This window comes from Telluribacter humicola, assembly GCF_017355935.1.
GTDB classification, from domain to species: domain Bacteria; phylum Bacteroidota; class Bacteroidia; order Cytophagales; family Spirosomataceae; genus Telluribacter; species Telluribacter humicola.
The window spans coordinates 143,650-165,767 of sequence record NZ_JAFIQT010000006.1 but is presented as its reverse complement, the minus strand read 5'-3'; the positions used below and the strand labels follow the sequence as shown (position 1 = coordinate 165,767).

Here is a 22,118-nt window from a genome sequence, read left to right as displayed (position 1 = left end):
ATTGATAGCCATGTTCATGCATTATTCCCCCTTCTGGCTGAAGGCTATTTTCCCGAAGTACCTGTGGCACGTACCTACCCGGGAGAAAAAGCTGTACCTGACTTTTGATGACGGCCCTATACCGGATATCACCGAAATGGTACTGGACACGCTGGCACAGTATGGGGCTAAGGCTACCTTTTTTTGTATTGGGGACAATGTCAGAAAACATCCGGAAGTGTATCAGAAAGTATTGGCGGCAGGGCACTCGGTAGGGAATCATACCTTCAACCACCTCAACGGCTGGAAAACAGAAGATACTACTTACCTGTCTAATATTGACCAGTGTACCCAACAGTTGAACCTAAGCACCCGGCTCTTCCGTCCCCCCTACGGCCGGATCAAAGGGAGTCAGGCGCGGGTAGTAATGGCCGACAAGCAGGTAGTGATGTGGGATGTACTTAGTGGGGATTTTTCAAAAGAAGTAAGCTCAGATACCTGTCTTCGTCAGTCAATCAAACATACCCGATCCGGCTCTATCCTGCTATTCCACGATAGCATTAAGGCCGCTCCCAATATGCAATACACAGTGCCGCGGGTGCTGCAGCATTTTACCGAAGCAGGCTTTACCTTTGAAGCACTTCCCATGCACTAAGTCATGGTACAGTTTTATAGATACAGTCTGCAACAAGATCCGTGATACATTTGGAAGAGAATATACAAGTGAGTGTACTCGTAGCTGCCCGCAACGAGGAAGCTAATATAGAACGGTGCTTACAGGCATTGTATGAGCAGCACTACCCGACCAGGCAGATTGAGATACTTATTGGTGACGACCAGTCTACTGATCAGACTGCACGTATTATACAGGAATTCATTGCAGATAAACCCCAGTTCAGGTACATCCTCATCGAGCAGGAAATAGCCGGACTCAAAGCCAAAGCCAACGTACTTGCCCAGTTGGCCCAGCAGGCCCGCGGACAATATTTTTTATTCTGCGATGCCGATATTACGGTTTCCAGCCACTGGGTTACGAATATACTCCGTCACTTTACCCCCAAAGTAGGGATAGTAGTAGGCGTCACGCGTATGCAATCTATGGGTTACTTCCCGGATCTGCAGTCACTCGAGTGGATGTTTATTATGGGTGGTGTACGAATGCTTTCCCTGTTCCGAATACCTGTTACCGGTTTGGGTAATAACATGGCTGTCACGGCCAAAGCCTACCGTCAGGTTGGTGGCTACGAAAGCATTGGGTTTTCTATTGTAGAAGATTACAGTCTGTTTATCACCATAGTTCGCAAGGGGTATCGCTTTGTTCAGGCATTTGAAAAAGGGATATTAGCCCGGTCTGAGCCGGTACTTTCCTACACTGAACTGATGAAGCAGAGGAAACGTTGGACAGTAGGTGCGATGAAGCTTCCCTGGCCACTCCGGCTCTTCTCATTTATTACGGCCCTTCTGTTACCGGCCTTAGTAGTTATGGCATTTTGGATACCGGAGCAGAGCCTTAGTATAGCGGTATATCATTACTTCCATCTTACTTTTGCGGCTGGACTAACTGTGGTCATGCTCCGTCAGTGGGACCTCCTGAAGGTAGTACCGCTGTTTTGGTTCTATATAATGGGGAACTTCACCAGCATGCTGATTAACTACTACCTGCCCAGCCCTATGGTGTGGAAAGACAGGCAGTTTTTACAAGCGAATTAGACAATATAAATTAATAAATATAGTAAAGAATAGCTTTTCAAATGATTGAAACCCACGCTCATATATACGACGAGCAGTTTGCAGAAGAGCGCGATGCCATGCTCGAACGGGCTTGGCAGGCCTGTATACAACAAATATGGATGCCTAACTGCGACCATGGTACCATCGAGGGTATGATGCAACTTGCTGAACAGTACCCTCAGCGCTGTCTGCCCATGATGGGGCTACACCCTACCTATGTAAAAGAAGGCTTTGAGAAAGAATTACAGATCGTTGAAGACTGGCTGGCCAGGTACCCTTTCCTGGCCGTAGGAGAGATAGGCATGGATCTATACTGGGATACGACCTTCCGCTCCCAGCAGGAAGAGGCTTTTCTGGTACAGTGCGGATTGGCCCGTAAGCACAACCTCTGGATCGATATCCATAGCCGCAACGCCTTCTGGGAAACCGTAGCCCTCATTGAGAAATTTGCCGATCCGGAGCTGACCGGTATATTCCACTGTTTTGTAGGTACTCTGGAAGAGGCCAACAAAGCCATTGAATTAGGTTTCAAACTGGGTATCGGAGGAGTAGCTACGTTCAAGAACGGAGGACTGGACAAAGTACTCCCCTACGTAGATCTTGAACACCTCGTACTCGAAACAGACAGTCCCTACCTCGCTCCTGTCCCATACCGTGGCAAGCGCAATGAGCCCTCTTATCTGGAACTGGTAGCCCAACGCGTCGCTGACCTGAAGCGCATATCCAAGGCTGAGGTGATAGAAGCTACTACCCAAAATGCCCTGTCCTTCGTCTCTGAAAAAACGACTAACTGACCCGGCTTTACCTGCCCTAATGGCTATTATGGAGTATAAAGAAGTACGCATCAATCCCATTTCGCCTGAGCCCCCCCGGGCCTCGGTGCTGGTTATCTACACAGGTGGTACATTAGGAATGGTGTTCGAATCAAAAGGGCGTCAGCTGGTCCCCTTCGACTTTGAGCATATCATCGACAAAGTACCTGAGATTCGGAGGCTCGACTTTGAGATTACCTTCCTCACTCTTACCGAGCCCATTGACTCATCCAACATGAAGCCGGCCCTCTGGGTGGAGATAGCTCAGATCATCTACAACCACTACACCCAATACGATAGCTTTGTGATCCTGCACGGTACCGATACCATGGCCTATACGGCTTCGGCCCTGAGCTATCTGCTGGAAAACCTTAAAAAACCCGTTATACTGACGGGAGCTCAACTGCCCATAGGAGTAGCCCGGTCCGATGCGCGTGAGAATTTCATCACAGCCCTTGAAATAGCCGCGGCTACCAACGAGCAGGGTTACCCAATCATCTCGGAGGTGTGTATCTATTTCAACTCGGTACTACTGCGGGGCAATCGGGCCAAGAAACAAGAGAGTTCGGACTTTAACGCCTTTCACTCACAGAACTATCCTCACCTGGCTAAGGCTGGGGTTCGTATCGAATATAATTTCCCTTATATAGCTGCTTACCAACCGGGCTCGACGCTACGGCTCAATACCAAACTGGATCGTAATGTTACCTTTCTCAAACTATTTCCGGGAATCTGTCGCAAGGTAGTTAGCTCTATACTTGAAATTGAAGGTCTGAAAGGGGTGGTCATTGAAACCTTTGGTGCGGGCAATGCTCCAACTGATTACTGGTTTCTGGAAGAGCTAAGGATGGCGATTGACCGGGGACTGATCCTGTACAACGTTTCGCAGTGTGAAGGCGGACGGGTAACCCAGGGCCAGTACCAGACCAGCAAGTACCTGGAGCAAATAGGCGTAGTAAGTGGCTCAGATATTACAGCCGAAGCGGCTATTACCAAAATGATGTATGTATTTGGTAAAGAACTGGATAGTCTACACTACCGCGATCTGCTCTCTGCCCCCCTGCGTGGTGAAATGAGTATTTGATTTGCACAGATAGGTAATTGCGCTATATTTACACCCACTTTCCTATACAGAGAGGTGCCCGAGTGGTTGAAGGGGCACGCCTGGAAAGCGTGTATACCGGTAACGGTATCGAGAGTTCGAATCTCTTCCTCTCTGCAAAAAGCCGATCTTAGTCGTAGGATCGGCTTTTTCATTTTTATACTACTGACCAACAAGAATTATTTTAAAGGGATATGCCTTTTGTAGCAGAGACTATAACAGGTTGTATCTACCAGACTAACCCTTCCTGAATATAATCTAAGCTTACACATTCTGGATCATTCTCCCTTACCAGGTATAGATTCGCCTGCTTCACCACCCTAATAAGTAACCAAATAATTATTTTTAGAAACACACACTTTGAAGTTACTGTAACTCTCTGTATATTAACACTTCAACTGCTAGTATTTCAGCTACTTATAGTAGCAGGAGTCAGTGATTTAATTATTGCGACTCATACTTTACTAGATCATACCTTAGCGATAGGTGCAGGGCGTTATCCAGCCCTTCGTTTTTCGCCAATTGTCTTCCGTCACGGCCAGCAGAGGTCGTATTCCTGCGTTTGCTTAATAAAGTACCTAGCCACACCTTCACCGCTATTCCTATCATGATTAAGGCTACTAGTATTATGGCCCAATTTCCGGCCTCATCCATTGCTGAGTACTACCCATTTGCCCGGGAGATATTTGAATATGCTGAAATCAATTCACCCGAAAGAGAATCTATGTTCTGGGCCCAGACCGGACACGAATGCGCCGGTTACACCCGCTTTATAGAAAACCTGAACTACAGCGAAGCCAGACTGCCCCAGGTATGGCCGAAGCGTTTTAGAACGATCAAGGTAGGTGAAAGACGGGATGTACCAGTATTCGCTGACGGCAAACGTAATCCTGCCTTTTACGCGAAGAATCCTGAACGACTGGCTAACTATGTTTATGGAAACCGACTTGGCAATGGGAACGAAGCCAGTGGTGATGGATGGCGGTACCGTGGGCGCGGCCCCAAAATGATAACCGGAAAAAGTAACTATATCGCCCTTAACCGTGATATTGGAATGGGGCTGGGGGTTGACTTTGTAAAAAATCCCGATCTGGTAGCCACGCCACGCTGGGGTATGTGGGCGGCAGCCTGGTTCTGGAAGAGGAACGGCCTGAATGCCTTTGCAGATAAAAAAGATATGGTCAGGACCACCGAAATCATCAATGGTGGATTAATCGGGCTCAAAGAACGGACTACACTCTTTGACCTACTCCTTAAAGATAATTTATCCTCTTTGGCTTAGACAGATAACTGACGTCCCTTTACAGACCCGTCATAAGCTACTGGAACATGTGCCGGGGATGGTACGCAATAAATTTATTCTATTTGGAAGAAACCCTCATGTCAAAGCCCCGGCTGACTGGACTAGTCGGGGCTTTGATATGCGTAAGTGGTAATCAGCAGCAGACTATCTTCAAGTAGTATTAGCTCTTACTAAGTACATAATCTGCCCCACGTACAGACTGACATTGGGTACACGTACATAAACTGCACAGGTACTCACCACAGGTTGAGCATTCGGTCAGGAGATCCTTAGGTAGTATATGCTTACAGCTACTGCACTTAATTTCTTCCTCTTCGTTGGCCCACACCACATCAAATACAGGCTCCTTATCGAGCGGACCACTATAACTGCGAGCTATATAAAGGATTTCGTCTAGTACGTCAGGTATTTCTGACTGAGGATTGCTAGTGATTACGAGGTCGTTAATTACACAGCGACCTATAATATTTCCGTTGGCAGTATGGCTAAGTTCTAAACTATACATGCATATCTTGAGTGTTGAAACTTGGCAATTCTAAGCAAATTTCGAGCCACACATACCTCAACCTCCAAAATATATTTTTCTATTTACAATACCGGCGCCATATATCATGTAATCCACTCAATACCAATGATATAAACAATAATATCACTACTATATGCACTACATATGATACTAACGCTATTGTATAGTCAGCCTACTGTACCAATATTTGTTGCTGAGCCTTTCACTGCATACAGTCTGTATCTCAATAAGACATTCAGAGTTTACTCTTATCTACCAAACATCAGGTTTTATTCCAATTCCTTTTTTTACTTCTCGTTGTATGGTACAAGCTTTTTTGCCAACTTTACCATAGCCCTAATTTCACTTCCCTCCAATGGACAAAAAGAAGCTAGTACTTGAACACTGCAAAGAGGCACATGCATTAACTGAAGAGTGCTATCTGGAACACGAAGCTATCAAAGGATCACCTGAATGGCTTGAAAAACGCAAATATCTACTGGCGGACCTTTCGCTTCACATGGTACAAGCAGCCCTACAGCAAGATAAAGCCGATCCTGCTCTAATCAGTCGATCGCTCTACTCGTTGCTCATAGTTTGTGAAGATTTTATTCCGGATGCTGAATTGCTACCATTGGCCAGAAAAATGATGGAACAACAGCGGGTAACTGAATAGCCAGATTTCTCATTTTGAATAAAATGAGAAAGTAAAGATATAAAGAAAAGAAGCAATTAGAATTATATATGTGAGAAAGAAATGATAGCTACTGCTGTAACTGTAAGAGAAAGTGATTACGAATTTCCTGACTTTCGAATTCCCAGATAATCTGCTTTTTTTGACTTTTTTTCAGTTGCAGAAATACAACAAGTGACTGCCCCTGCGGATTAGTATCAGGTAGAACTGCATTGACCATACTGAGGTCAACAAATTCTTCTAAGGTTGGATGTTTGACGAGATCGGCCATGTAGTTAGGATGGTAAGAGGTGAGAGACACTACATTCTGATCCACAGAACTAACGGGTACTGGTGCGGATAGTAAGGTACCCCCGAATTGTGCGTAGCAAAATATAAGTAAATGTAACAAAATTATTTATCAAACGGTACTACATCGCTGAAAAATAACACAAGCGTCACATTGAAGTTTTAACTGAAGTACCGGAGCAGAGTGGGTTATGAGGTTTGGCTAACGAAATCTAAATTAGTTAGTTATCCTACTTAGTGAACAAAGTATAGTCTGACAACACCCCCGCAACTGCATGAATGATCAGCAGTCAGTAAACAATAAATAATTACATTGCTTTTATATTCTCACCATTGTTTCAAAAAACACATGAAAAAACTACTTCTGTTTTGTACAGTACTGGTACTAATGGCTGCCTGCAAAGGCGAGCAGGGCGATATCGGCCCTCAAGGTCCCGCCGGGCCTCGTGGTGAAACAGGAACCGCCGGTCCTGCCGGACCCGCAGGGCCAGCTGGACCACAGGGACCAATCGGTGAACCCGGTGCCAGCCCCAGGATCTATGACTTTACGGCAGGCTTTGATTCCGGACTTTTTACCTCCTTTGACTTTCCTGCGGCCCTTGATTCCACGGATTTTGTACTGGTCTACATTCGTAAGGATACTAATTTATACAGTTTATTGCCTTTCCGAAGCTGGGCCTACACGGCTGACGGTGAAAATCTGGTTAACCTGGACCTGACTTTTGACTATAATCCTACTACCCTGTTTATCAATAGCCCTAGCAACATTTCCCCGGCCTACACCTTCAGATACAGAGTAGTGGTTCTGAAGGGTATACCTACCGGGCGTATGAATATGGAACGGTATAGGGATTACGAAAACCTCAGGAAAGACTATAATCTCTTAATACAATAAAGTCTAAATAGTACCAGAGCAGCCTAACGGCTGCTCTTTTTTATTGTAAGGGTATAGAGTTTTCCTAGAGTAGCAATGGCTTCGTGAACGGTAGTATACTGTCAATTCATTCTATGTAACTTAGTTACAATAAGAATACTTCATCAATGAAACGATTTGATATTGACAGCTTTATTGCCAGGGCCAAAACCCTCGATTTGGTTGATCTCATCATCTTTACCAATGATGAAATCGCCAGAGCAAGCCTGTACCTTAAGTGCCTGAATGAATCCTCATCAGAGTGGATCAGAACCAAAGGCTACCTCTGTTTCATCCAAAATACGCTACATTTCTTTCAGACAGGAGGAAATATACTGCTAACTGAGCCAACCCTGCGCTCCCGCCTTCAGCCCGTGATAGAAGCTCTAAGCCAGAAGAATCAACTATTAACCAGCTAAAATATCATCTGAATTTAGGATACCTCGTTGTTATTTTTGATCAGATACAGCATGACTACCCCATTCTCATAAATAGCATGCTGCGCTAATTCCAGGTTTTCCTGTCTGGTCACGGCCGGAAAAAGCTCTACCCCTTCACCCAGTACAATGGGAATGTACGCCAGTATGTACTCATCGATAAGTCCGGCATCGTGAAGTAGCGTAATAACCTCCCCTCCGCCCACGACCCAGATATCTTTACCTTCTGACGTTTTAAGATCCCTGACAAATGCTACGGGGTCCTGATTAACCAGTTGCACTACCGGAAGTACCTCCCGATCTGGATTTTTGGAAAGAACGTAGGAGGTTTTGTCCTTATAGTACCAATCCCCGAATCCCAGGCACACTTCATATGTCTTGTAGCCCATGATCACTGTATCAATAGAATCATAAAACTCCTGATAACCATAGTCTTCGCTGCTTGGATCAGGTAACCAGTCTATGGCTCCGTCTTTACGGGCTATCTTACCATCCAAACTGGTAGCGATGTAGAGTATGAGCTTACGCATGGGGATCATGTTTTTGTTCCTACCTATAAATTACAATAAGAATAGTGCCACTGGTCAAGTTTGTTTTGCGTATATCCAAAAGTGTACATAAATTACTATGATTTCAGTCTATCCACTTATCCACTTTTTCATTACGTTATGCGAAAACTTATTTTACATTCAATGCTCCTGGTCCTGATAGGCCTGGTATTTTCTGCTTGTGAAGGCCCTCAGGGTGAAATAGGCCCGGAAGGTCCTCAGGGGCCCCAGGGTGTTCAAGGAGAGCCGGGTGAGGCAGGTACAGCTGGAGCTTTTCAGTTCTCGACTGATACCATCAGTACTGATGAGTCGGGTGATCTGGCCTTTGCCCTCGAAGATCTTCCGGCGGATGCAGTTGCCAGTGTTGAAAAAGGAGTAATACTGGTATATGCCAAAAGCCAGAATTTGTGGTTTCCTCTACCCGGCATTGTTCTTTTTGGAAATAATCAGGTATCAAGTTACAGCTTCTTCTATGGCATCGAAGGGCAGAATATGAATGTCTTCCTGCTACAGAACAGTGAGGCCGCAAAGCGTAGTTTTCAGGATTTACGGGTAGTAATAGTACCAGCACTGAATGCCCGATTGAGTGCGGAGGTAAACTTAAAGAACTATGAAGATGTAAGGAAGGCGTTTAATCTACCTGAATAAGAAAAAGCCGGGTAATACCCGGCTTTTTCATTTAAAATTTTTAGATTCAGAGACCTCACTGACAGGTGCCCTACTTATACCTTATCATCGGAACTACTCAGGTACTACCACCCCTCCTTGCAGAAGTTCAGCAAAACCACTGCTCCCCTTGCCACCAATTGAAAGTATACCCGAATAGATATATAACTCGTTACCCTTTTGTACCTCAGTACGCCATTCCTTTTCTATTTCTAGCCATAGGGTATAGAGCAGGAGCCTGCGGCACTATATGGGTCAAAACAAAGGTAGCTTCCTGGCTTCAGTAGTACGGATATTATTACCGACGGAACATATTAGCCCGCACCAACACTAGCAGCAGTAGTACTTCTTTTATGCCCAAAGGTAGAAACTGGCCACTCACATGGTACACGAGGTACTCTATCAATGACAAATAACATTACAGAATTTGTTGTAAAATAGGTACCTGTCTGGCCCTCTTCGTACTTGTAGATCCACTTTATTTAGGCTATTTTGCTGTGAACCCTAAATAAGTGGTAATTTTACACACTATTTAAAAACGTGAATCAGTGGCTCTTAATACCGATAATATTCGTTTGGTCTTTGGCTTAAAGCTCAAACAACTCCGCCTCGATAAAGGTATGTCGCTCAGCGACCTCTCCCAGAAATCGGGCCTCTCTATCTCCTACATCAACGAAATTGAAAAAGGCAAGAAATACCCCAAGTCAGATAAAATCATAGCCCTGGCGGCGGCCATGGATGTAGACTATGATACTTTGGTATCCATCAAGCTCAGCAAGCGGCTCGAACCTATTTCGGAGCTACTGAGCTCCAATATCCTGACGGAGCTTCCCCTCGAACTATTTGGTATTGACCCGGCCAACCTTTTGGAACTTCTTTCAGATGCTCCTACCAAGATCAGTGCCTTTATAGGTACCCTTATAGAGATAGCCCGCAACTACAATATGTCGGTGGAGCAGTTTTACTTCTCGGCCTTACGTACCTACCAGGAAATGCATGACAACTACTTCGAGGATATTGAAATAGCCGCGGAGCAGTTCCTTGCCGACCGGGGTATTGGTGATGATATGATCCTGGACGAGAAGTACCTCGCGGATGTACTCAGGAAAGACTTTGGATACAGCATCGAGGAGATCAATGACAAGACTCACCCCGGACTGCACGGCGTACGCTCCCTGATCATCCCCCGCCCTCAGGCCAACCGCATCCTTATCAACACACAATTGACTTCTATTCAGCGGTCATTTGAGTATGGCCGGGAGATTGGGTATCAGTACCTCAAACTAAAAAACCGTCTGCATACTACCGCTCTCGTGGAGGCTGAGTCCTTTGAGCAGCTCCTGAACAACTTCAAAGCTTCCTACTTTGCAGGTGCGATTATCATCAAGCGTACACTGCTGGTACAGAAGCTGAAAAGCTTCTTTGCCCTCGACACCTGGCAACCCGACGTACTGGTGGATATGATCAGGTACTTCAATACGACACCCGAGACCTTCTGCTACCGCCTCAGCAATGTACTGCCCCGGCATTTTGGCATCAAGCAGTTGTTCTTCCTCCGGTTCAGCAACTTCTCCGGTCAGAACCGTTTTGAGATGACCAAAGAGATGCACCTGGCCCGCAAGCACAATCCGCATACGGTAAAGGATGAGCATTACTGCCGCCGCTGGATAGCCCTGAATATTCTGCAGGAACTAGCCGAACAGCAAAAGGCGAAGGAAACTACTTCCATCCTGTGTCGGAGCCAGATTTCCCATTATGTTGATACTTCTGACGAGTACTTTGTTGTGAGTTTCGCCAAGGGTATAGCTACGACGGATCATCTGAATGTAAGCGTGACGATGGGTATCTATCTGGACGAAGCCGCCCGGAAGGTTATCAATTTCCTTGACGATCCCTCCATCCGACGCCGCGAAGTCAACGAAACCTGTGAGCGCTGCCGCCTCTTCAACTGCAAGGAGCGAATGGCCGCTCCTACGGTACTACAGAAGCGCCGCAAAAACGAAGAGCTTCGCAAGGTAATTACCCGGATGATCCAGGAAAGCTGATACTGAACTCTACTTAAAGGCAGGTATTCCCGTAATATCTGCTCCCAGGATCAGCAGGTGGATATCGTGGGTACCCTCGTAGGTAATCACGGACTCGAGGTTCATCATGTGGCGCATAATGGGGTACTCTCCGGTTATGCCCATACCACCCAGTACCTGCCGGGCTTCGCGGGCGATGTTTAGCGCCATATCTACGTTATTTCGCTTAGCCATGGATATTTGTGCTGTGGTAGCCCGTCCCTCGTTTTTGAGTACACCCAGTCGCCAGCTTAGTAGCTGGGCCTTGGTGATCTCGGTAAGCATCTCGGCCAATTTTTTCTGGGTAAGCTGGAAGGCTCCGATTGGTTTATCGAACTGAATACGCTCACCCGCATACCGGACAGCTGTTTCGTAGCAATCAATAGCCGCACCGATGGCTCCCCACGATATACCGTAGCGGGCGTTGTCCAGGCACTGCAGCGGAGCAGTTAGACCCATTGCATGAGGCAGTAGATTATCCTTAGGTACCTTCACCTGGTCAAATACCAACTCACCCGTGGCGCTGGTACGCAGCGACCACTTGTTATGGATCTCGGGGGTGGTAAATCCTTCCATGCCCCGCTCCACCAGTAGTCCCTGTACCCGTCCCTGTTCATTACGGGCCCACACGACGGCCAGGTCAGCAATGGGCGAATTAGAGATCCACATCTTGGAGCCGTTGAGCAGGTAGTAGTCGCCCTCGTCGGTGAAGTGGGTTTTCATACCCGCCGGATTGGAACCAAAGTCCGGCTCGGTGAGGCCGAAGCTGCCGAGTAATTCGCCCGTAGCCAAGCGCGGCAGGTACTTCTGCTTCTGCTCGTCGGAGCCAAACTGGTAGATGGGCCACATGACCAGCGAACTTTGTACCGACACCGTCGATCGCATACCCGAATCGCCCCGCTCGATCTCCTGACAGATAAGCCCGTAACTAATGTAGTCGGAGCCGCCTCCCCCGTATTCGGCAGGCAAAGTAGAGCCAAAAACGCCTACCTCTCCGAACTTCCGCACCAGGTGCCGGGGGAACTCAGCTCTCTGAGCGTAGTCCTCCATAATGGGTTTCACCTCCCGGTCGGTAAATTCCCGAACTGTTTGCTGAATGAGGCGCTGCTCGTCGGTCAGTAGCTCGTCGATTCTGTAGAAATCACTGTTGATCATTATTCAATCATGTTGTTGATGTAGTAGCTGCTTTTTTCAAACCAGCCGTAGTGCCGCTATGTTACTAATTTATTCGTAATTTAAGGCATTCGAAAAGGAGAATCATCAACCTCATGAAGCCATCCCCCGTTCATCAGGCCGAAGTGGCGGAGCGTCTGCAAAGACTGGAAGAAAAATTTGCCGCCATGGGGCAGGACCTTACCTCCTACCTTGACGGCCTCCTCTATGCCGACTACCTTACCTACTGGGAGTATGTAGAGCTGGATACCCTGCTTTCGCTCCAGAAGCCCAGGACTCCCTTCCCGGATGAACTGATATTCGTTACCTACCACCAGATCACGGAGCTGTACTTCAAGCTGATTATTCATGAGATCCGGCAGATAGCATCCCATCCATCGCTCACTGCCGATTTCTTCACTGCCCGACTAATTCGGATCAACCGCTACGTTCACTTGCTGATCGATTCGTATGATGTGATGGTACACGGGATGGAAAGGGACCAGTTTCTCAAATTCCGGATGGCCCTACTCCCGTCCAGTGGTTTTCAGTCGGTACAGTACCGGATAATTGAGATCATGGCGACAGATATGACAAATCTGGTACTACCGGAAGATCAAGGTACCTTGGGCAGGACGAGTCCTGTCGCGGACTTATATGAAACTATATACTGGAAAAAGGGAGCGACAGAATTGGCGACTCAACAGAAGACTCTTACACTTCGGCAGTTTGAACAGAAGTACAGTCCGCAGCTCTTACAACTAGGCGAAGAGTACCGTACTAATAACCTCTGGCAACGGTATCAGCAATTGGATAAAGAGGCCACTAATCAGGACCTTATCGGACAATTACGCCGCTTCGATCACCTGCTCAATATCCAGTGGAAGCTTTCGCACCTGCGCTCGGCAGTACAGTACCTGCAGAACGACCCCGTTGTGATCGAAGCGACCGGAGGTACCAACTGGCAGCAGTACCTCCCTCCTATCCGCCAGCAGATCCGCTTCTTTCCGGAACTATGGAGTGATGAAGAACGTAACGAATGGGGGAAAATAGCTAAACTAACCAAAAGCTAAATGGGCAGTATCATCATGGGCGTGGTATACATTGTAGCCGGAGTCCTGCATTTTGTCATTCCCAGGTTCTATCTACGAATCATGCCCCCTTTCATCCCGGCTCATCAGCAGATGGTAGCCCTCAGTGGTGTGGCTGAGATCGTTCTAGGCATAGCTATGTTCTTTCCTGTTACCCGTAGCTGGGCCGCCTGGGGGATTATCCTGCTGCTGATCGCCGTGTTTCCGGCCAATATCTATATGGCCTATGCGGATAAGTTCCAGCACCTTTCGCCCCTGGTCCGTTGGGGACGTTTGCCACTACAATTTCTGCTGATCTGGTGGGCTTACCAGTATACCCGTTGAAGAGTCTGGATTCTTTTTCTTCTTAAAAACGTTGTATCTTTGCACCGTTAAAGGTTAACTTCCTTTCCCCAAATGCAACGTACACTTCAATTGACCCTCCCGCCGCATACGGCGATGGACGAAACCTTGTTTCGTCAGCATATTCTAAGTGAGCTCCGACTCAAAGAAAGCGATCAGCCTACTATCCGTAAGATCCGACAGTCAATCGATGCCCGCAGCCGTCAGGTTAAGGTCAACGTGCAGGCTGAGGTTTATGTAGGTCTGACACCACCTGATATCATCCAGTACCGCAAGGACTACCCTGACGTAAGCCAAAGCCAGCAGGCTATCATAGTGGGCTGCGGCCCCGCCGGTATGTTTTCGGCCATTCGCCTGATCGAGGCTGGAATTAAGCCTGTACTGCTTGAGAGGGGCAAAGATGTCCGGACGCGTCGGCGTGACCTGGCGGCTATTAACAAAGAACATACCGTTAATCCCGACTCCAACTACTGCTTTGGCGAAGGCGGCGCCGGTACCTATTCCGACGGTAAGCTGTACACCCGTTCTAATAAGCGGGGAGATGTACGGCGGGTACTGGAAATATTCGTGGCGCACGGAGCCAGCGAGCAGATCCTGGTGGACGCGCATCCGCACATAGGTACCAATAAACTACCCCGCATTGTAGCCGAAATGCGCGAGAGCATCCTGAACGCCGGGGGAGAAATCCACTTTGATACCCGGGTTACGGATCTAGTGCTGGAAGGGGATGAGATCAAAGGTGTCACCACGGCCGATGGCAAAGAGTATACGGGTCTGGGGGTTATACTGGCGACAGGCCATTCAGCTCGTGATATTTATGAACTCCTGCAGGAGCGTGATGTACTCATGGAAGCCAAGCCTTTTGCCATGGGTGTCCGGATCGAGCATCCGCAGTCATTCATTGACTCGGTGCAGTACCACTGTGGCCCTGACCGGGGCCCTTACCTGCCCGCTGCTTCGTACAGCCTCGTCTCCCAGACCTACTATAAGGGCATTCAACGGGGCGTATTCTCTTTTTGTATGTGTCCCGGAGGCTTTATAGTTCCGGCGGCTACCGCACCCGGCGAATTGGTGGTGAATGGTATGTCCCCCTCCCGTCGTGACTCCCGCTTTGCTAATTCGGGTATGGTGGTAGCCATTCAGGAAGAAGATATAAAGCCTTATAAGGCATATGGTGTACTAGCAGGATTACAACTACAGAAAGAGGTAGAGCAAAAGGCTTGTCGCGTGGCCGGAGGAGGCCAGACCTCTCCGGCTCAGCTGGCGATGGATTTTACCAACAAAAAAGTTTCAAGGGAATTGCTGGATACTTCCTACCAGCCGGGCCTGGTGTCGATGGATATGTACGAGGTATTTCCTGATCATATTGCCTATCCGCTCCGGGATGGCTTGAAGGATTTCGGCCGGAAGATGAAAGGGTACCTTTCCAACGAAGCTCAACTGATTGGAGTCGAAAGCCGTACCTCCTCTCCCGTTCGGATACCCCGTGACCGCGATACCTGCGAGCATCCGGAGGTAAAACGACTTTTCCCCTGTGCCGAAGGAGCCGGTTACGCGGGTGGAATTATGTCGGCCGCTATGGATGGTGAACGCTGCGCTGAACAGCTCGTGAGCCTATACGTATTAAAGAACCGATTTTGATTGTCCCTAAAAAAATAGTATCATTGACCTTTCACGGTAATATTATATTTCCTCCCGTAGAAAGTACATGCTCGAACAGTCCTTTACCGATTTTACAGAATCACTTGCTGCCAATTTAAAAAATCCCTTACCCGGAGAGGCTGCTCACCAGCGTATGCTCTCTCAGTCACGACTTAGAATGATCACCGCTCCCAACGAGCGGACGCGAAAGAGTGCCATACTGATTCTGTTTTATCCGTACCAGGAGGAGGTCTACTTTCCCCTGATCCTGAGGCCCGCTTACGACGGAGTACACGCCGGACAAATGGCTTTTCCGGGAGGACGTTACGAGCGAACCGACGAGAACCTGATCCGTACCGCCCTACGCGAAGCGCAGGAAGAAATAGGCCTCCGCCTGACGGACGTAGAAGTTCTGGGCGTACTGAGCGAACTTTTTATACCAGCCAGCAATTTTTTTGTGCTCCCTGTTGTTGCTTCTATGCCCTATCGTCCCGAATTTTATCCGGACCCCCGCGAAGTAGAAAAAGTATTCGAAGTACGGCTTCAGGAAATTATGGATAAATCCATCGTCGGTGAAAGCGAAATTCAGGTCAGAGGTGTCACCATACAGGCACCACACTATATGGTTCAGAACTACAAAATATGGGGAGCCACTGCCATGATGATCAGCGAACTGCTGACCGTCATTGAGTCTTGATTCGACACGGCAAGCGACCTGCTAAAAATTACATGTTTCTTTATTTTTAGGGTCAGGAAACGTGTTTTTCTCTTAAAATTTTCTTATTTTTACTGACTACTTAACCCTAAGTATCCTCGTCTGTTTATGGATGAAAACGGAACACCAATACACTTAGAAGACAGTGAACTTCACGATCAGATCCCCGTATCAGGTCTGTATGAGAGCTGGTTTCTGGACTATGCTTCCTATGTAATTCTTGAGCGTGCCGTACCGGCTATTGAGGATGGACTGAAGCCCGTTCAGCGACGCATCATGCATGCCCTTAATGAGATGGATGATGGTCGCTTTAATAAAGTAGCCAACGTAGTAGGTTCAGCTATGCAGTATCACCCGCACGGTGATGCTTCTATTTATGATGCAATCGTTAACATTGGTCAGAAAGAACTACTCCTGGACACACAGGGGAACTGGGGAGATATTCGTACCGGTGACAGTGCCGCTGCCGCCCGTTATATCGAAACCCGTCTTTCCAAGTTTGCGAAGGACATTGTATTCAACAACGACACCACCAACTGGCAACTATCGTACGACGGCCGCAAACGCGAGCCAGTCACCCTTCCTGTCAAGTTCCCGCTGCTGCTGGCACTGGGTGTGGAAGGTATTGCCGTAGGTCTGTCAACCAAGATACTTCCCCATAACTTTGTTGAGTTGCTGGAGGCTTCCATTGATATTCTCAAAGGCAAGCAGGTAATACTCTACCCTGACTTCCAGATGGGTGGGCAGATCGACATCTCCAACTACAACGATGGGAACCGGGGCGGAAAGGTACGTGTACGGGCCCGTATCGAAGAGGAAGACAAGAAAATGCTTGTCATCCGCGATATCCCCTACGGTACCACTACTACCTCTCTGATCGACTCGATCATCAAGGCCAACGACGCCGGTAAGATTAAGATCAAGAAGGTGATTGATAATACCGCTGCCGATGTAGAGATACAGATCCACCTGGCCACGGGCGTGTCGCCTGACATTACCATGGATGCGCTCTACGCATTTACGGAATGTGAGGTATCCATATCGCCCAATGCCTGTGTGATTATTGAGGATAAGCCGCACTTTGTGGGGGTGACCGATATACTCCGGTACAACACCCAGCAAACGGTTGATCTGCTGAAGCAGGAACTTGAAATCAAGAAGGCGGCTCTGCTGGAAAAAATCCTGCATGGCTCACTGGAAAAGATATTTATCGAGAATCGCATTTACCGTGATATTGAAGAGTGTGAAACCTTTGAAGATGTCATCAAGACCATCGATAAGGGACTGACTCCATACAAGCCACAGTTTTACCGTGAGATTACCGAAGATGATATCCTCAACCTGACGGAGATCAAGATCAAGCGTATCTCTAAGTATGATGCCTTCAAGGCCGAAGAGCAAATGCGGAAATGGGAAGAGGAACTCGCAGAGACCGAGGACAACTTGGCTAACATTATTCGCTTTGCCATTGACTACCACAAGGACTTACTGAAGAAGTACGGCAAAGGACGTGAGCGCCGGACTGAGATCCGTACTTTCAACCAGATTGCAGCCAATATTGTAGCAGCCAACAACCAGAAGCTGTACGTCAATCGCGACGAAGGCTTTATTGGCTACGGCCTAAAGAAGGACGAGTACGTGATGGACTGCTCCGACATTGATGATATCATTGTATTCCGTCGGGATGGCCGTTGTGTGGTTACCAAGGTACAGGAGAAGGTATTCGTCGGCAAGGACATCATACACTGCGCTGTGTTCCACAAGAACAACGAGCGTCAGGTGTACAACATGGTGTACCTCGATGGCAAGTCAGGAGCCTCTTACATGAAGCGTTTCCAGATTACTGCCGTGACCCGCGACCGCGAGTACGACCTGACGCAGGGTACCCCCCGCTCTAAGATTACCTACTTCACGGCGAATGACAACGGCGAAGCCGAGATCATCAATGTAAGTCTGACGGCACAGAGTAAAGCCAAGGTGAAGCAGTTTGACTTCAACTTTGCTGACCTGGCCATCAAGAACCGTAACGCGATGGGTAACATCCTGACGAAGTACCCCGTCCGTAAGATCATCATGAAGCAGGCCGGTGTATCTACCCTGGGAGGCGTGGATATGTGGTACGACCGTACCATTGGTCGACTCAATCGTGATGATCGGGGTCAGTACCTTGGAAACTTCGAAGCTAAAGACAACATCCTGGTCATCTATAAGGATGGTACCTATGAGCTGACCAACTTCGACCTGACCAACCACTACGAGCCCAACGATATTGTGCTGCTCCGAAAGTTTGAACCGGAGCGTGTTATCACGGCAGTATACTACGAAGGGGTTCAGCGCCTGTACTTCGTCAAGCGATTCACCATCGAGACGTCGACCGTTGATAAGAAATTCCTGTTCATCAGCGATACCAAAGGCAGCCGTCTGGTATTGGCGAGTCTGGACAAGCACCCTCGTCTGGAACTAAGCGTTCAGAAAAATAGTAAGAGCGCCGTTGAGAAGGAAGAGCTGTTGGTCGAAGAGCTGGTAGATGTAAGGGGATGGAAAGCCCAGGGTAATAAATTGACCAGTGATAAGCTGAAGGATGTAATCTGGCTGGAGTCCTTACCCGAGGAAGAAGAAAAGCCGGAAGTAGTAGATGTAGATAATGATAATGATAATGATGTAAATAGCAGCCCTGCCGCCCCGCTGGACGAAGTAGCCCCTACCCCTGATGAATCGGAAGAATTAGATACTGTTGAGGTAGATGCTCCCGTTTCGAAAGCCAAGGACGCCGCCGCCCGGCTAGGAGTTGATATATCAGAAACTAAAAAGAGCCAACTGGGACTATTTGAATAAACAAGTAGGATGGGCTTGTCAATGTTTACATCAAAAGAACAAGATTGGGAGGCCGTTCCGGCCTCCCGAATCGTTTTTTTACGTGTGAAAAGAGTAATCAAAATACTTACCGGCCTGGCATTCTCAGGTATTGTCTTTGTGCTACTATGCAATCTTTGGGTAGTTTACAGCACAAGACAATACAACTATTTTGCCGTAGACAAACTTCCTTCCAATGATGTAGCTCTGGTACTGGGCACAAGCCGGAACATAGTCAGAGGCAAGATGAACCTGTACTTTAAGTACCGGATGGAAGCCACCGCCCGGTTGTTCAAGGAAGGTAAGATCAAGTACATCATCCTGAGCGGCAACAACGACTCGGAGTATTATAATGAGCCCCTCGATATGCAGAGGGCCTTACTGGACCTGGGAGTACCTGCTCATGTCATGACACTTGATTACTCCGGCTTCCGTACTTTCGACTCGGTGGTACGCTGCAAAGAGGTATTTAATCAGAAGAACTTCACTATTATTTCGCAGAACTTCCATAATGCCCGCGCCCTGTACATCGCCCATCAGGAGGGTATCAATGCTATCTCCTTTGCCGCACAGGACGTGCCGGCAGGTTATTCTATTAAGACACTGATCAGGGAGTACCTGGCTCGCCCCAAAGCTGTACTGGATGTACACCTGCTTCGCCCGGAGGCAGATCTCACCTCTAACATAGAGATAAAAAAGCGCTAGAAAGCTTCTTTAACTGAATTATATGTTTATCTTAGCAAGGTTATGCCTTGACGATGAAAATTGCTGTACTATTCCAAGTCTTTTTTTTACTCCTGTCTTCGGTCCACACGTATTCCCAGTCAAATTCCACTATCAAGGGCTGTGTTACTGATGCCTCAACCGGAGAGCCAATTCCTTTTGCCAATGTAGCTATAAAAGGCTCTCTATCTGGTACTATCACTGACTTTGAAGGTCATTACCAACTTAACTACAAGTCCCCCGCCGATTCCATAGCAGTTACATACGTAGGCTATACTCCCCGTTCCAAACCGATTGCACTTAACCAAGTTGAGCAAACGATAGACTTCCAGCTTGCACCCAATGTCTTTCAGCTACAGGAGGTAAAAATATATGCCGGCGAAAACCCCGCCCATGCCATAATCAGAAAGGTGGTAGCTAATCAGAAAAAGAATAATACAGATAATCTGGACGCCTATCAGTATGAGAGCTACAACAAGATTCAGATTGATATTGACAATATCTCGGATAAGTTCCGTAAGAGCAAGGCGGTCGGTAAGATCACTCACATCGTAGAGCAGTATGATCAGATTAAAGGGGAGGATGGGCAGACGATCATCCCCATTTTTATTTCGGAGTCAGTTTCGGATGTATACTTTCGTAACAGTCCCCGAAAAAAGAAGGAGATCATTCAGAAAACAAAAATGGCCGGTGTAGGCCTTACCGATGGCAGTCTGGTCTCACAGGTTATCGGCTCCTCCTTCCAGCAGTATAACTTTTACTCCAACTGGCTGAATCTGCTCGAAAAAGATTTTGTATCTCCTATCTCAGAAAGCTGGAAAGTGTACTATGAATACTATCTAGCTGATAGTGTCCATAACGGTACCAACTGGGACTATCAAATCGACTTCGAACCCAAGCATGAGCAGGATCTGGCTTTTGCGGGAACGATGTGGGTAGATGGTACCAGCTTTGCCCTGACCCAGATTGACGCCAGTGTCGGGCAGAAGGCGAATCTGAATTTTATCGAAAAGATCAAGATACAGCAGTCCTACGAGCTGCACGATGACGATAGTACCTGGCTTCCCGGCAAAACCCGCGTGTTGATAGATGTCGCTGAGATATCCAATAAGTCGGCTGGTATGCTGCTGAAGTTCTATTCCGCCAATCGGAACTACATTCTGCATGCACCCAAGCCCCCTAAGTTCTACGATACTGCCATCGAACTGAATGAAGAGTACCGGGAGCATGCGCCATCGTACTGGGAGAAAAACCGTCCGGAGGTACTTTCAGAAAGCGAAAAGCTGAGCTACGCGCTGGTAGATTCTATTAAAAGTCTGCCGGTGATACATACCTATACCGAGCTACTGAATATTGCAGTAAACGGCTACAAGAAGATAGACCGCTGGAACATTGATCTGGGGCCCTACCTGTACCTCTACACCAACAACAATATCGAAGGACACCGGCTCAGACTAGGCTTCCGCACCGACCCCGGATTTAGCCGCAAGTGGATTCTGAATGCCTACGGGGCCTACGGTACTCGTGACAACCGCTATAAGTACGGTGGCGGGATTGACTACATCCTGTCCCGCAAGCCCTGGACTATAGCCGGTGCCTCCTACCGCTATGATCTGGAACAACTTGGTATATCGCGTGAATTGTTGGGATCTAACTATCTGTTTGAAGCTTTTTCCAGGTTTGGTACTTACCAGCGAGGGTACTTACAGAACGAGACAAACCTGTACCTGAGAAGAGAAGTAGTAAAAGGACTGACCCAGCAAATAGCCCTCAGACACCGTAGCTTTGATCCCCTCTTTCCCTTTGTGTACCGATCAGCGCCCGAAATGGGTATGGATTCGCCCCTGAGGAGCAGATTTGAAGTAGCGGAGCTGAACTTCGAAACCCGTTTGGCCCGTCAAGAGCTCTTTCTACAGAATGACAACGAACGGATTAGTATGGGCAATGGAAACAGTCCTGCCTTTACCCTTCGCTACACTGCCGGAATAAAAGGCTTCCTGGACGGTGATTTCATGTATCACAAGATCGCGTTTAACGTCAGACAGAGTTTCCGTACCGGCGTTATTGGTCGCACCAATTATGATCTGACGCTGGGGTACATACCATCTACTCTACCCTATCCCCTCCTGTATACTCCGCTGGGTAATGAATCTTTCTTTTACGTGGGGAGTGCCTTTAACCTGATGAACTACTTTGAGTTTATCAGCGATCGCTATGCCACGCTATTCCTTGAGCACAACTTCCAGGGCTTTATCCTGAACCGCATTCCGGCAATCCGAAAGCTGAAATGGCGCATGCTGGCAACCGGGAAAGTATTTTACGGCGGGGTCAGAGACTCCAACCTAGTGTTAACTCCACAGGTTGACAATGCCGGCAATCCGATCGAAACGTTTAAGCCTTTCGGTAATATACCCTATGTAGAAGTTGGCTACGGGATAGATAATATTTTCAAAGTAGGTAGAATAGATGCCATCCATCGGCTTACCTTCCGCGACAGCCCCGATGCTACCCGCTTTGGTGTGAAGGTATCATTCTGGTTTAGTCTCTAAAATTCCACTGC

General features: G+C 47.7%; 20 protein-coding genes and 1 tRNA gene. 18 read left to right on the top strand and 3 right to left on the bottom strand.

Translation table 11 applies throughout. The features are described 5' to 3' along the window. Window positions 1–10 precede the first annotated feature (10 nt). The 7 genes from JUB14_RS21730 to JUB14_RS21700 all read left to right on the top strand — a co-directional run bounded on the left by JUB14_RS21730 (window position 11) and on the right by JUB14_RS21700 (window position 6,108). Window positions 11–634 (top strand): polysaccharide deacetylase family protein, encoded by a 624-nt coding sequence (locus tag JUB14_RS21730; RefSeq protein WP_207508933.1) that lies wholly within the window; start codon window positions 11–13, stop codon window positions 632–634. Between the two features lie 68 nt (window positions 635–702). After that, window positions 703–1,689, top strand: coding sequence for a glycosyltransferase (locus tag JUB14_RS21725; RefSeq protein ID WP_207508932.1), 987 nt, complete (start codon window positions 703–705; stop codon window positions 1,687–1,689). A 41-nt stretch (window positions 1,690–1,730) separates the two neighbouring features. Beyond that, complete coding sequence (locus JUB14_RS21720; protein WP_207508931.1) at window positions 1,731–2,504, top strand: TatD family hydrolase; 774 nt, start codon at window positions 1,731–1,733, stop codon at window positions 2,502–2,504. Between the two features lie 28 nt (window positions 2,505–2,532). Continuing rightward, entirely contained in the window at window positions 2,533–3,606 is a 1,074-nt protein-coding gene (locus JUB14_RS21715; protein WP_207509116.1) for an asparaginase, read from the top strand. 48 nt (window positions 3,607–3,654) lie between these two features. Then, window positions 3,655–3,741, top strand: a tRNA-Ser gene (locus JUB14_RS21710). Between the two features lie 490 nt (window positions 3,742–4,231). Continuing rightward, the gene (locus tag JUB14_RS21705; protein WP_207508930.1) at window positions 4,232–4,906 is read left to right on the top strand and encodes a glycoside hydrolase family 19 protein; all 675 of its coding nucleotides are present in this window, start codon (window positions 4,232–4,234) and stop codon (window positions 4,904–4,906) included. 902 nt (window positions 4,907–5,808) lie between these two features. Beyond that, window positions 5,809–6,108: a hypothetical protein gene (locus JUB14_RS21700; RefSeq protein WP_207508929.1), complete on the top strand. Its 300-nt coding sequence runs from the start codon at window positions 5,809–5,811 to the stop codon at window positions 6,106–6,108. Between the two features lie 88 nt (window positions 6,109–6,196). On the opposite strand, the gene JUB14_RS21695 is transcribed toward JUB14_RS21700, so the two are convergent. Beyond that, entirely contained in the window at window positions 6,197–6,397 is a 201-nt protein-coding gene (locus tag JUB14_RS21695; RefSeq protein ID WP_207508928.1) for a hypothetical protein, read from the bottom strand. Between the two features lie 366 nt (window positions 6,398–6,763). Between JUB14_RS21695 and JUB14_RS27935 the strand changes: the two genes are divergently transcribed. Then, the gene (locus JUB14_RS27935) at window positions 6,764–7,309 is read left to right on the top strand and encodes a collagen-like protein (protein WP_207508927.1); all 546 of its coding nucleotides are present in this window, start codon (window positions 6,764–6,766) and stop codon (window positions 7,307–7,309) included. Window positions 7,310–7,455: 146 nt separating this feature from the next. After that, window positions 7,456–7,746 (top strand): hypothetical protein, encoded by a 291-nt coding sequence (locus JUB14_RS21685; protein ID WP_207508926.1) that lies wholly within the window; start codon window positions 7,456–7,458, stop codon window positions 7,744–7,746. Between the two features lie 14 nt (window positions 7,747–7,760). Here the strand turns inward: JUB14_RS21685 and JUB14_RS21680 are convergent, their stop codons facing one another. Next, window positions 7,761–8,294 carry a dihydrofolate reductase family protein gene (locus JUB14_RS21680; protein WP_229368113.1) on the bottom strand — a complete coding sequence of 178 codons (534 nt, stop codon included), beginning with the start codon at window positions 8,292–8,294 and terminating at the stop codon, window positions 7,761–7,763. 138 nt (window positions 8,295–8,432) lie between these two features. On the opposite strand from JUB14_RS21680, the gene JUB14_RS21675 reads away from it, so the two are divergent. Together JUB14_RS21675 and JUB14_RS21670 are read left to right on the top strand one after the other, a co-directional pair. Further along, window positions 8,433–8,960, top strand: a complete 528-nt coding sequence (locus JUB14_RS21675) for a collagen-like triple helix repeat-containing protein (protein WP_207508924.1) — start codon at window positions 8,433–8,435, stop codon at window positions 8,958–8,960. A gap of 566 nt (window positions 8,961–9,526) precedes the next feature. Beyond that, a complete protein-coding gene (locus JUB14_RS21670; protein WP_207508923.1) occupies window positions 9,527–11,023 on the top strand; it encodes a helix-turn-helix domain-containing protein in 1,497 nt (498 codons plus the stop codon). A 9-nt stretch (window positions 11,024–11,032) separates the two neighbouring features. On the opposite strand, the gene JUB14_RS21665 is transcribed toward JUB14_RS21670, so the two are convergent. Beyond that, the gene (locus JUB14_RS21665; RefSeq protein ID WP_207508922.1) at window positions 11,033–12,196 is read right to left on the bottom strand and encodes an acyl-CoA dehydrogenase family protein; all 1,164 of its coding nucleotides are present in this window, start codon (window positions 12,194–12,196) and stop codon (window positions 11,033–11,035) included. A 113-nt stretch (window positions 12,197–12,309) separates the two neighbouring features. Between JUB14_RS21665 and JUB14_RS21660 the strand changes: the two genes are divergently transcribed. The 7 genes from JUB14_RS21660 (at window position 12,310) to JUB14_RS21630 (ending at window position 22,107) form a co-directional block, all read left to right on the top strand. Beyond that, the gene (locus tag JUB14_RS21660) at window positions 12,310–13,266 is read left to right on the top strand and encodes a tryptophan 2,3-dioxygenase family protein (RefSeq protein ID WP_229368110.1); all 957 of its coding nucleotides are present in this window, start codon (window positions 12,310–12,312) and stop codon (window positions 13,264–13,266) included. Beyond that, window positions 13,267–13,608 carry a DoxX family protein gene (locus JUB14_RS21655; RefSeq protein WP_207508921.1) on the top strand — a complete coding sequence of 114 codons (342 nt, stop codon included), beginning with the start codon at window positions 13,267–13,269 and terminating at the stop codon, window positions 13,606–13,608. Window positions 13,609–13,680: 72 nt separating this feature from the next. Then, on the top strand, window positions 13,681–15,267 hold the full coding sequence (locus tag JUB14_RS21650) for an NAD(P)/FAD-dependent oxidoreductase (RefSeq protein ID WP_207508920.1): 1,587 nt from the start codon (window positions 13,681–13,683) through the stop codon (window positions 15,265–15,267). Window positions 15,268–15,334: 67 nt separating this feature from the next. Beyond that, window positions 15,335–15,964, top strand: coding sequence for an NUDIX hydrolase (locus JUB14_RS21645; protein ID WP_207508919.1), 630 nt, complete (start codon window positions 15,335–15,337; stop codon window positions 15,962–15,964). 126 nt (window positions 15,965–16,090) lie between these two features. Beyond that, entirely contained in the window at window positions 16,091–18,817 is a 2,727-nt protein-coding gene (locus JUB14_RS21640) for a DNA gyrase/topoisomerase IV subunit A (protein WP_207508918.1), read from the top strand. A gap of 84 nt (window positions 18,818–18,901) precedes the next feature. Then, entirely contained in the window at window positions 18,902–19,540 is a 639-nt protein-coding gene (locus JUB14_RS21635; protein ID WP_374757828.1) for a SanA/YdcF family protein, read from the top strand. Between the two features lie 53 nt (window positions 19,541–19,593). Further along, the gene (locus tag JUB14_RS21630; RefSeq protein WP_207508916.1) at window positions 19,594–22,107 is read left to right on the top strand and encodes a DUF5686 and carboxypeptidase-like regulatory domain-containing protein; all 2,514 of its coding nucleotides are present in this window, start codon (window positions 19,594–19,596) and stop codon (window positions 22,105–22,107) included. Window positions 22,108–22,118: the final 11 nt, after the last annotated feature.

Excerpts from the sequence above, each read along its gene's own strand:
- JUB14_RS21645 (WP_207508919.1), top strand. The coding sequence starts at position 15,335 with ATGCTCGAACAGTCCTTTACCGATTTTACAGAATCACTTGCTGCCAAT.
- JUB14_RS21655 (WP_207508921.1), top strand. The coding sequence starts at position 13,267 with ATGGGCAGTATCATCATGGGCGTGGTATACATTGTAGCCGGAGTCCTG.
- JUB14_RS21695 (WP_207508928.1), bottom strand. The coding sequence starts at position 6,397 with ATGGCCGATCTCGTCAAACATCCAACCTTAGAAGAATTTGTTGACCTC.
- JUB14_RS21650 (WP_207508920.1), top strand. The coding sequence starts at position 13,681 with ATGCAACGTACACTTCAATTGACCCTCCCGCCGCATACGGCGATGGAC.
- JUB14_RS21700 (WP_207508929.1), top strand. The coding sequence starts at position 5,809 with ATGGACAAAAAGAAGCTAGTACTTGAACACTGCAAAGAGGCACATGCA.
- JUB14_RS21705 (WP_207508930.1), top strand. The coding sequence starts at position 4,232 with ATGATTAAGGCTACTAGTATTATGGCCCAATTTCCGGCCTCATCCATT.
- JUB14_RS21715 (WP_207509116.1), top strand. The coding sequence starts at position 2,533 with ATGGAGTATAAAGAAGTACGCATCAATCCCATTTCGCCTGAGCCCCCC.
- JUB14_RS21680 (WP_229368113.1), bottom strand. The coding sequence starts at position 8,294 with ATGCGTAAGCTCATACTCTACATCGCTACCAGTTTGGATGGTAAGATA.
- JUB14_RS21630 (WP_207508916.1), top strand. The coding sequence starts at position 19,594 with ATGAAAATTGCTGTACTATTCCAAGTCTTTTTTTTACTCCTGTCTTCG.
- JUB14_RS21730 (WP_207508933.1), top strand. The coding sequence starts at position 11 with ATGTTCATGCATTATTCCCCCTTCTGGCTGAAGGCTATTTTCCCGAAG.
- JUB14_RS21660 (WP_229368110.1), top strand. The coding sequence starts at position 12,310 with ATGAAGCCATCCCCCGTTCATCAGGCCGAAGTGGCGGAGCGTCTGCAA.
- JUB14_RS21640 (WP_207508918.1), top strand. The coding sequence starts at position 16,091 with ATGGATGAAAACGGAACACCAATACACTTAGAAGACAGTGAACTTCAC.
- JUB14_RS21665 (WP_207508922.1), bottom strand. The coding sequence starts at position 12,196 with ATGATCAACAGTGATTTCTACAGAATCGACGAGCTACTGACCGACGAG.
- JUB14_RS21720 (WP_207508931.1), top strand. The coding sequence starts at position 1,731 with ATGATTGAAACCCACGCTCATATATACGACGAGCAGTTTGCAGAAGAG.
- JUB14_RS21685 (WP_207508926.1), top strand. The coding sequence starts at position 7,456 with ATGAAACGATTTGATATTGACAGCTTTATTGCCAGGGCCAAAACCCTC.
- JUB14_RS21675 (WP_207508924.1), top strand. The coding sequence starts at position 8,433 with ATGCGAAAACTTATTTTACATTCAATGCTCCTGGTCCTGATAGGCCTG.
- JUB14_RS27935 (WP_207508927.1), top strand. The coding sequence starts at position 6,764 with ATGAAAAAACTACTTCTGTTTTGTACAGTACTGGTACTAATGGCTGCC.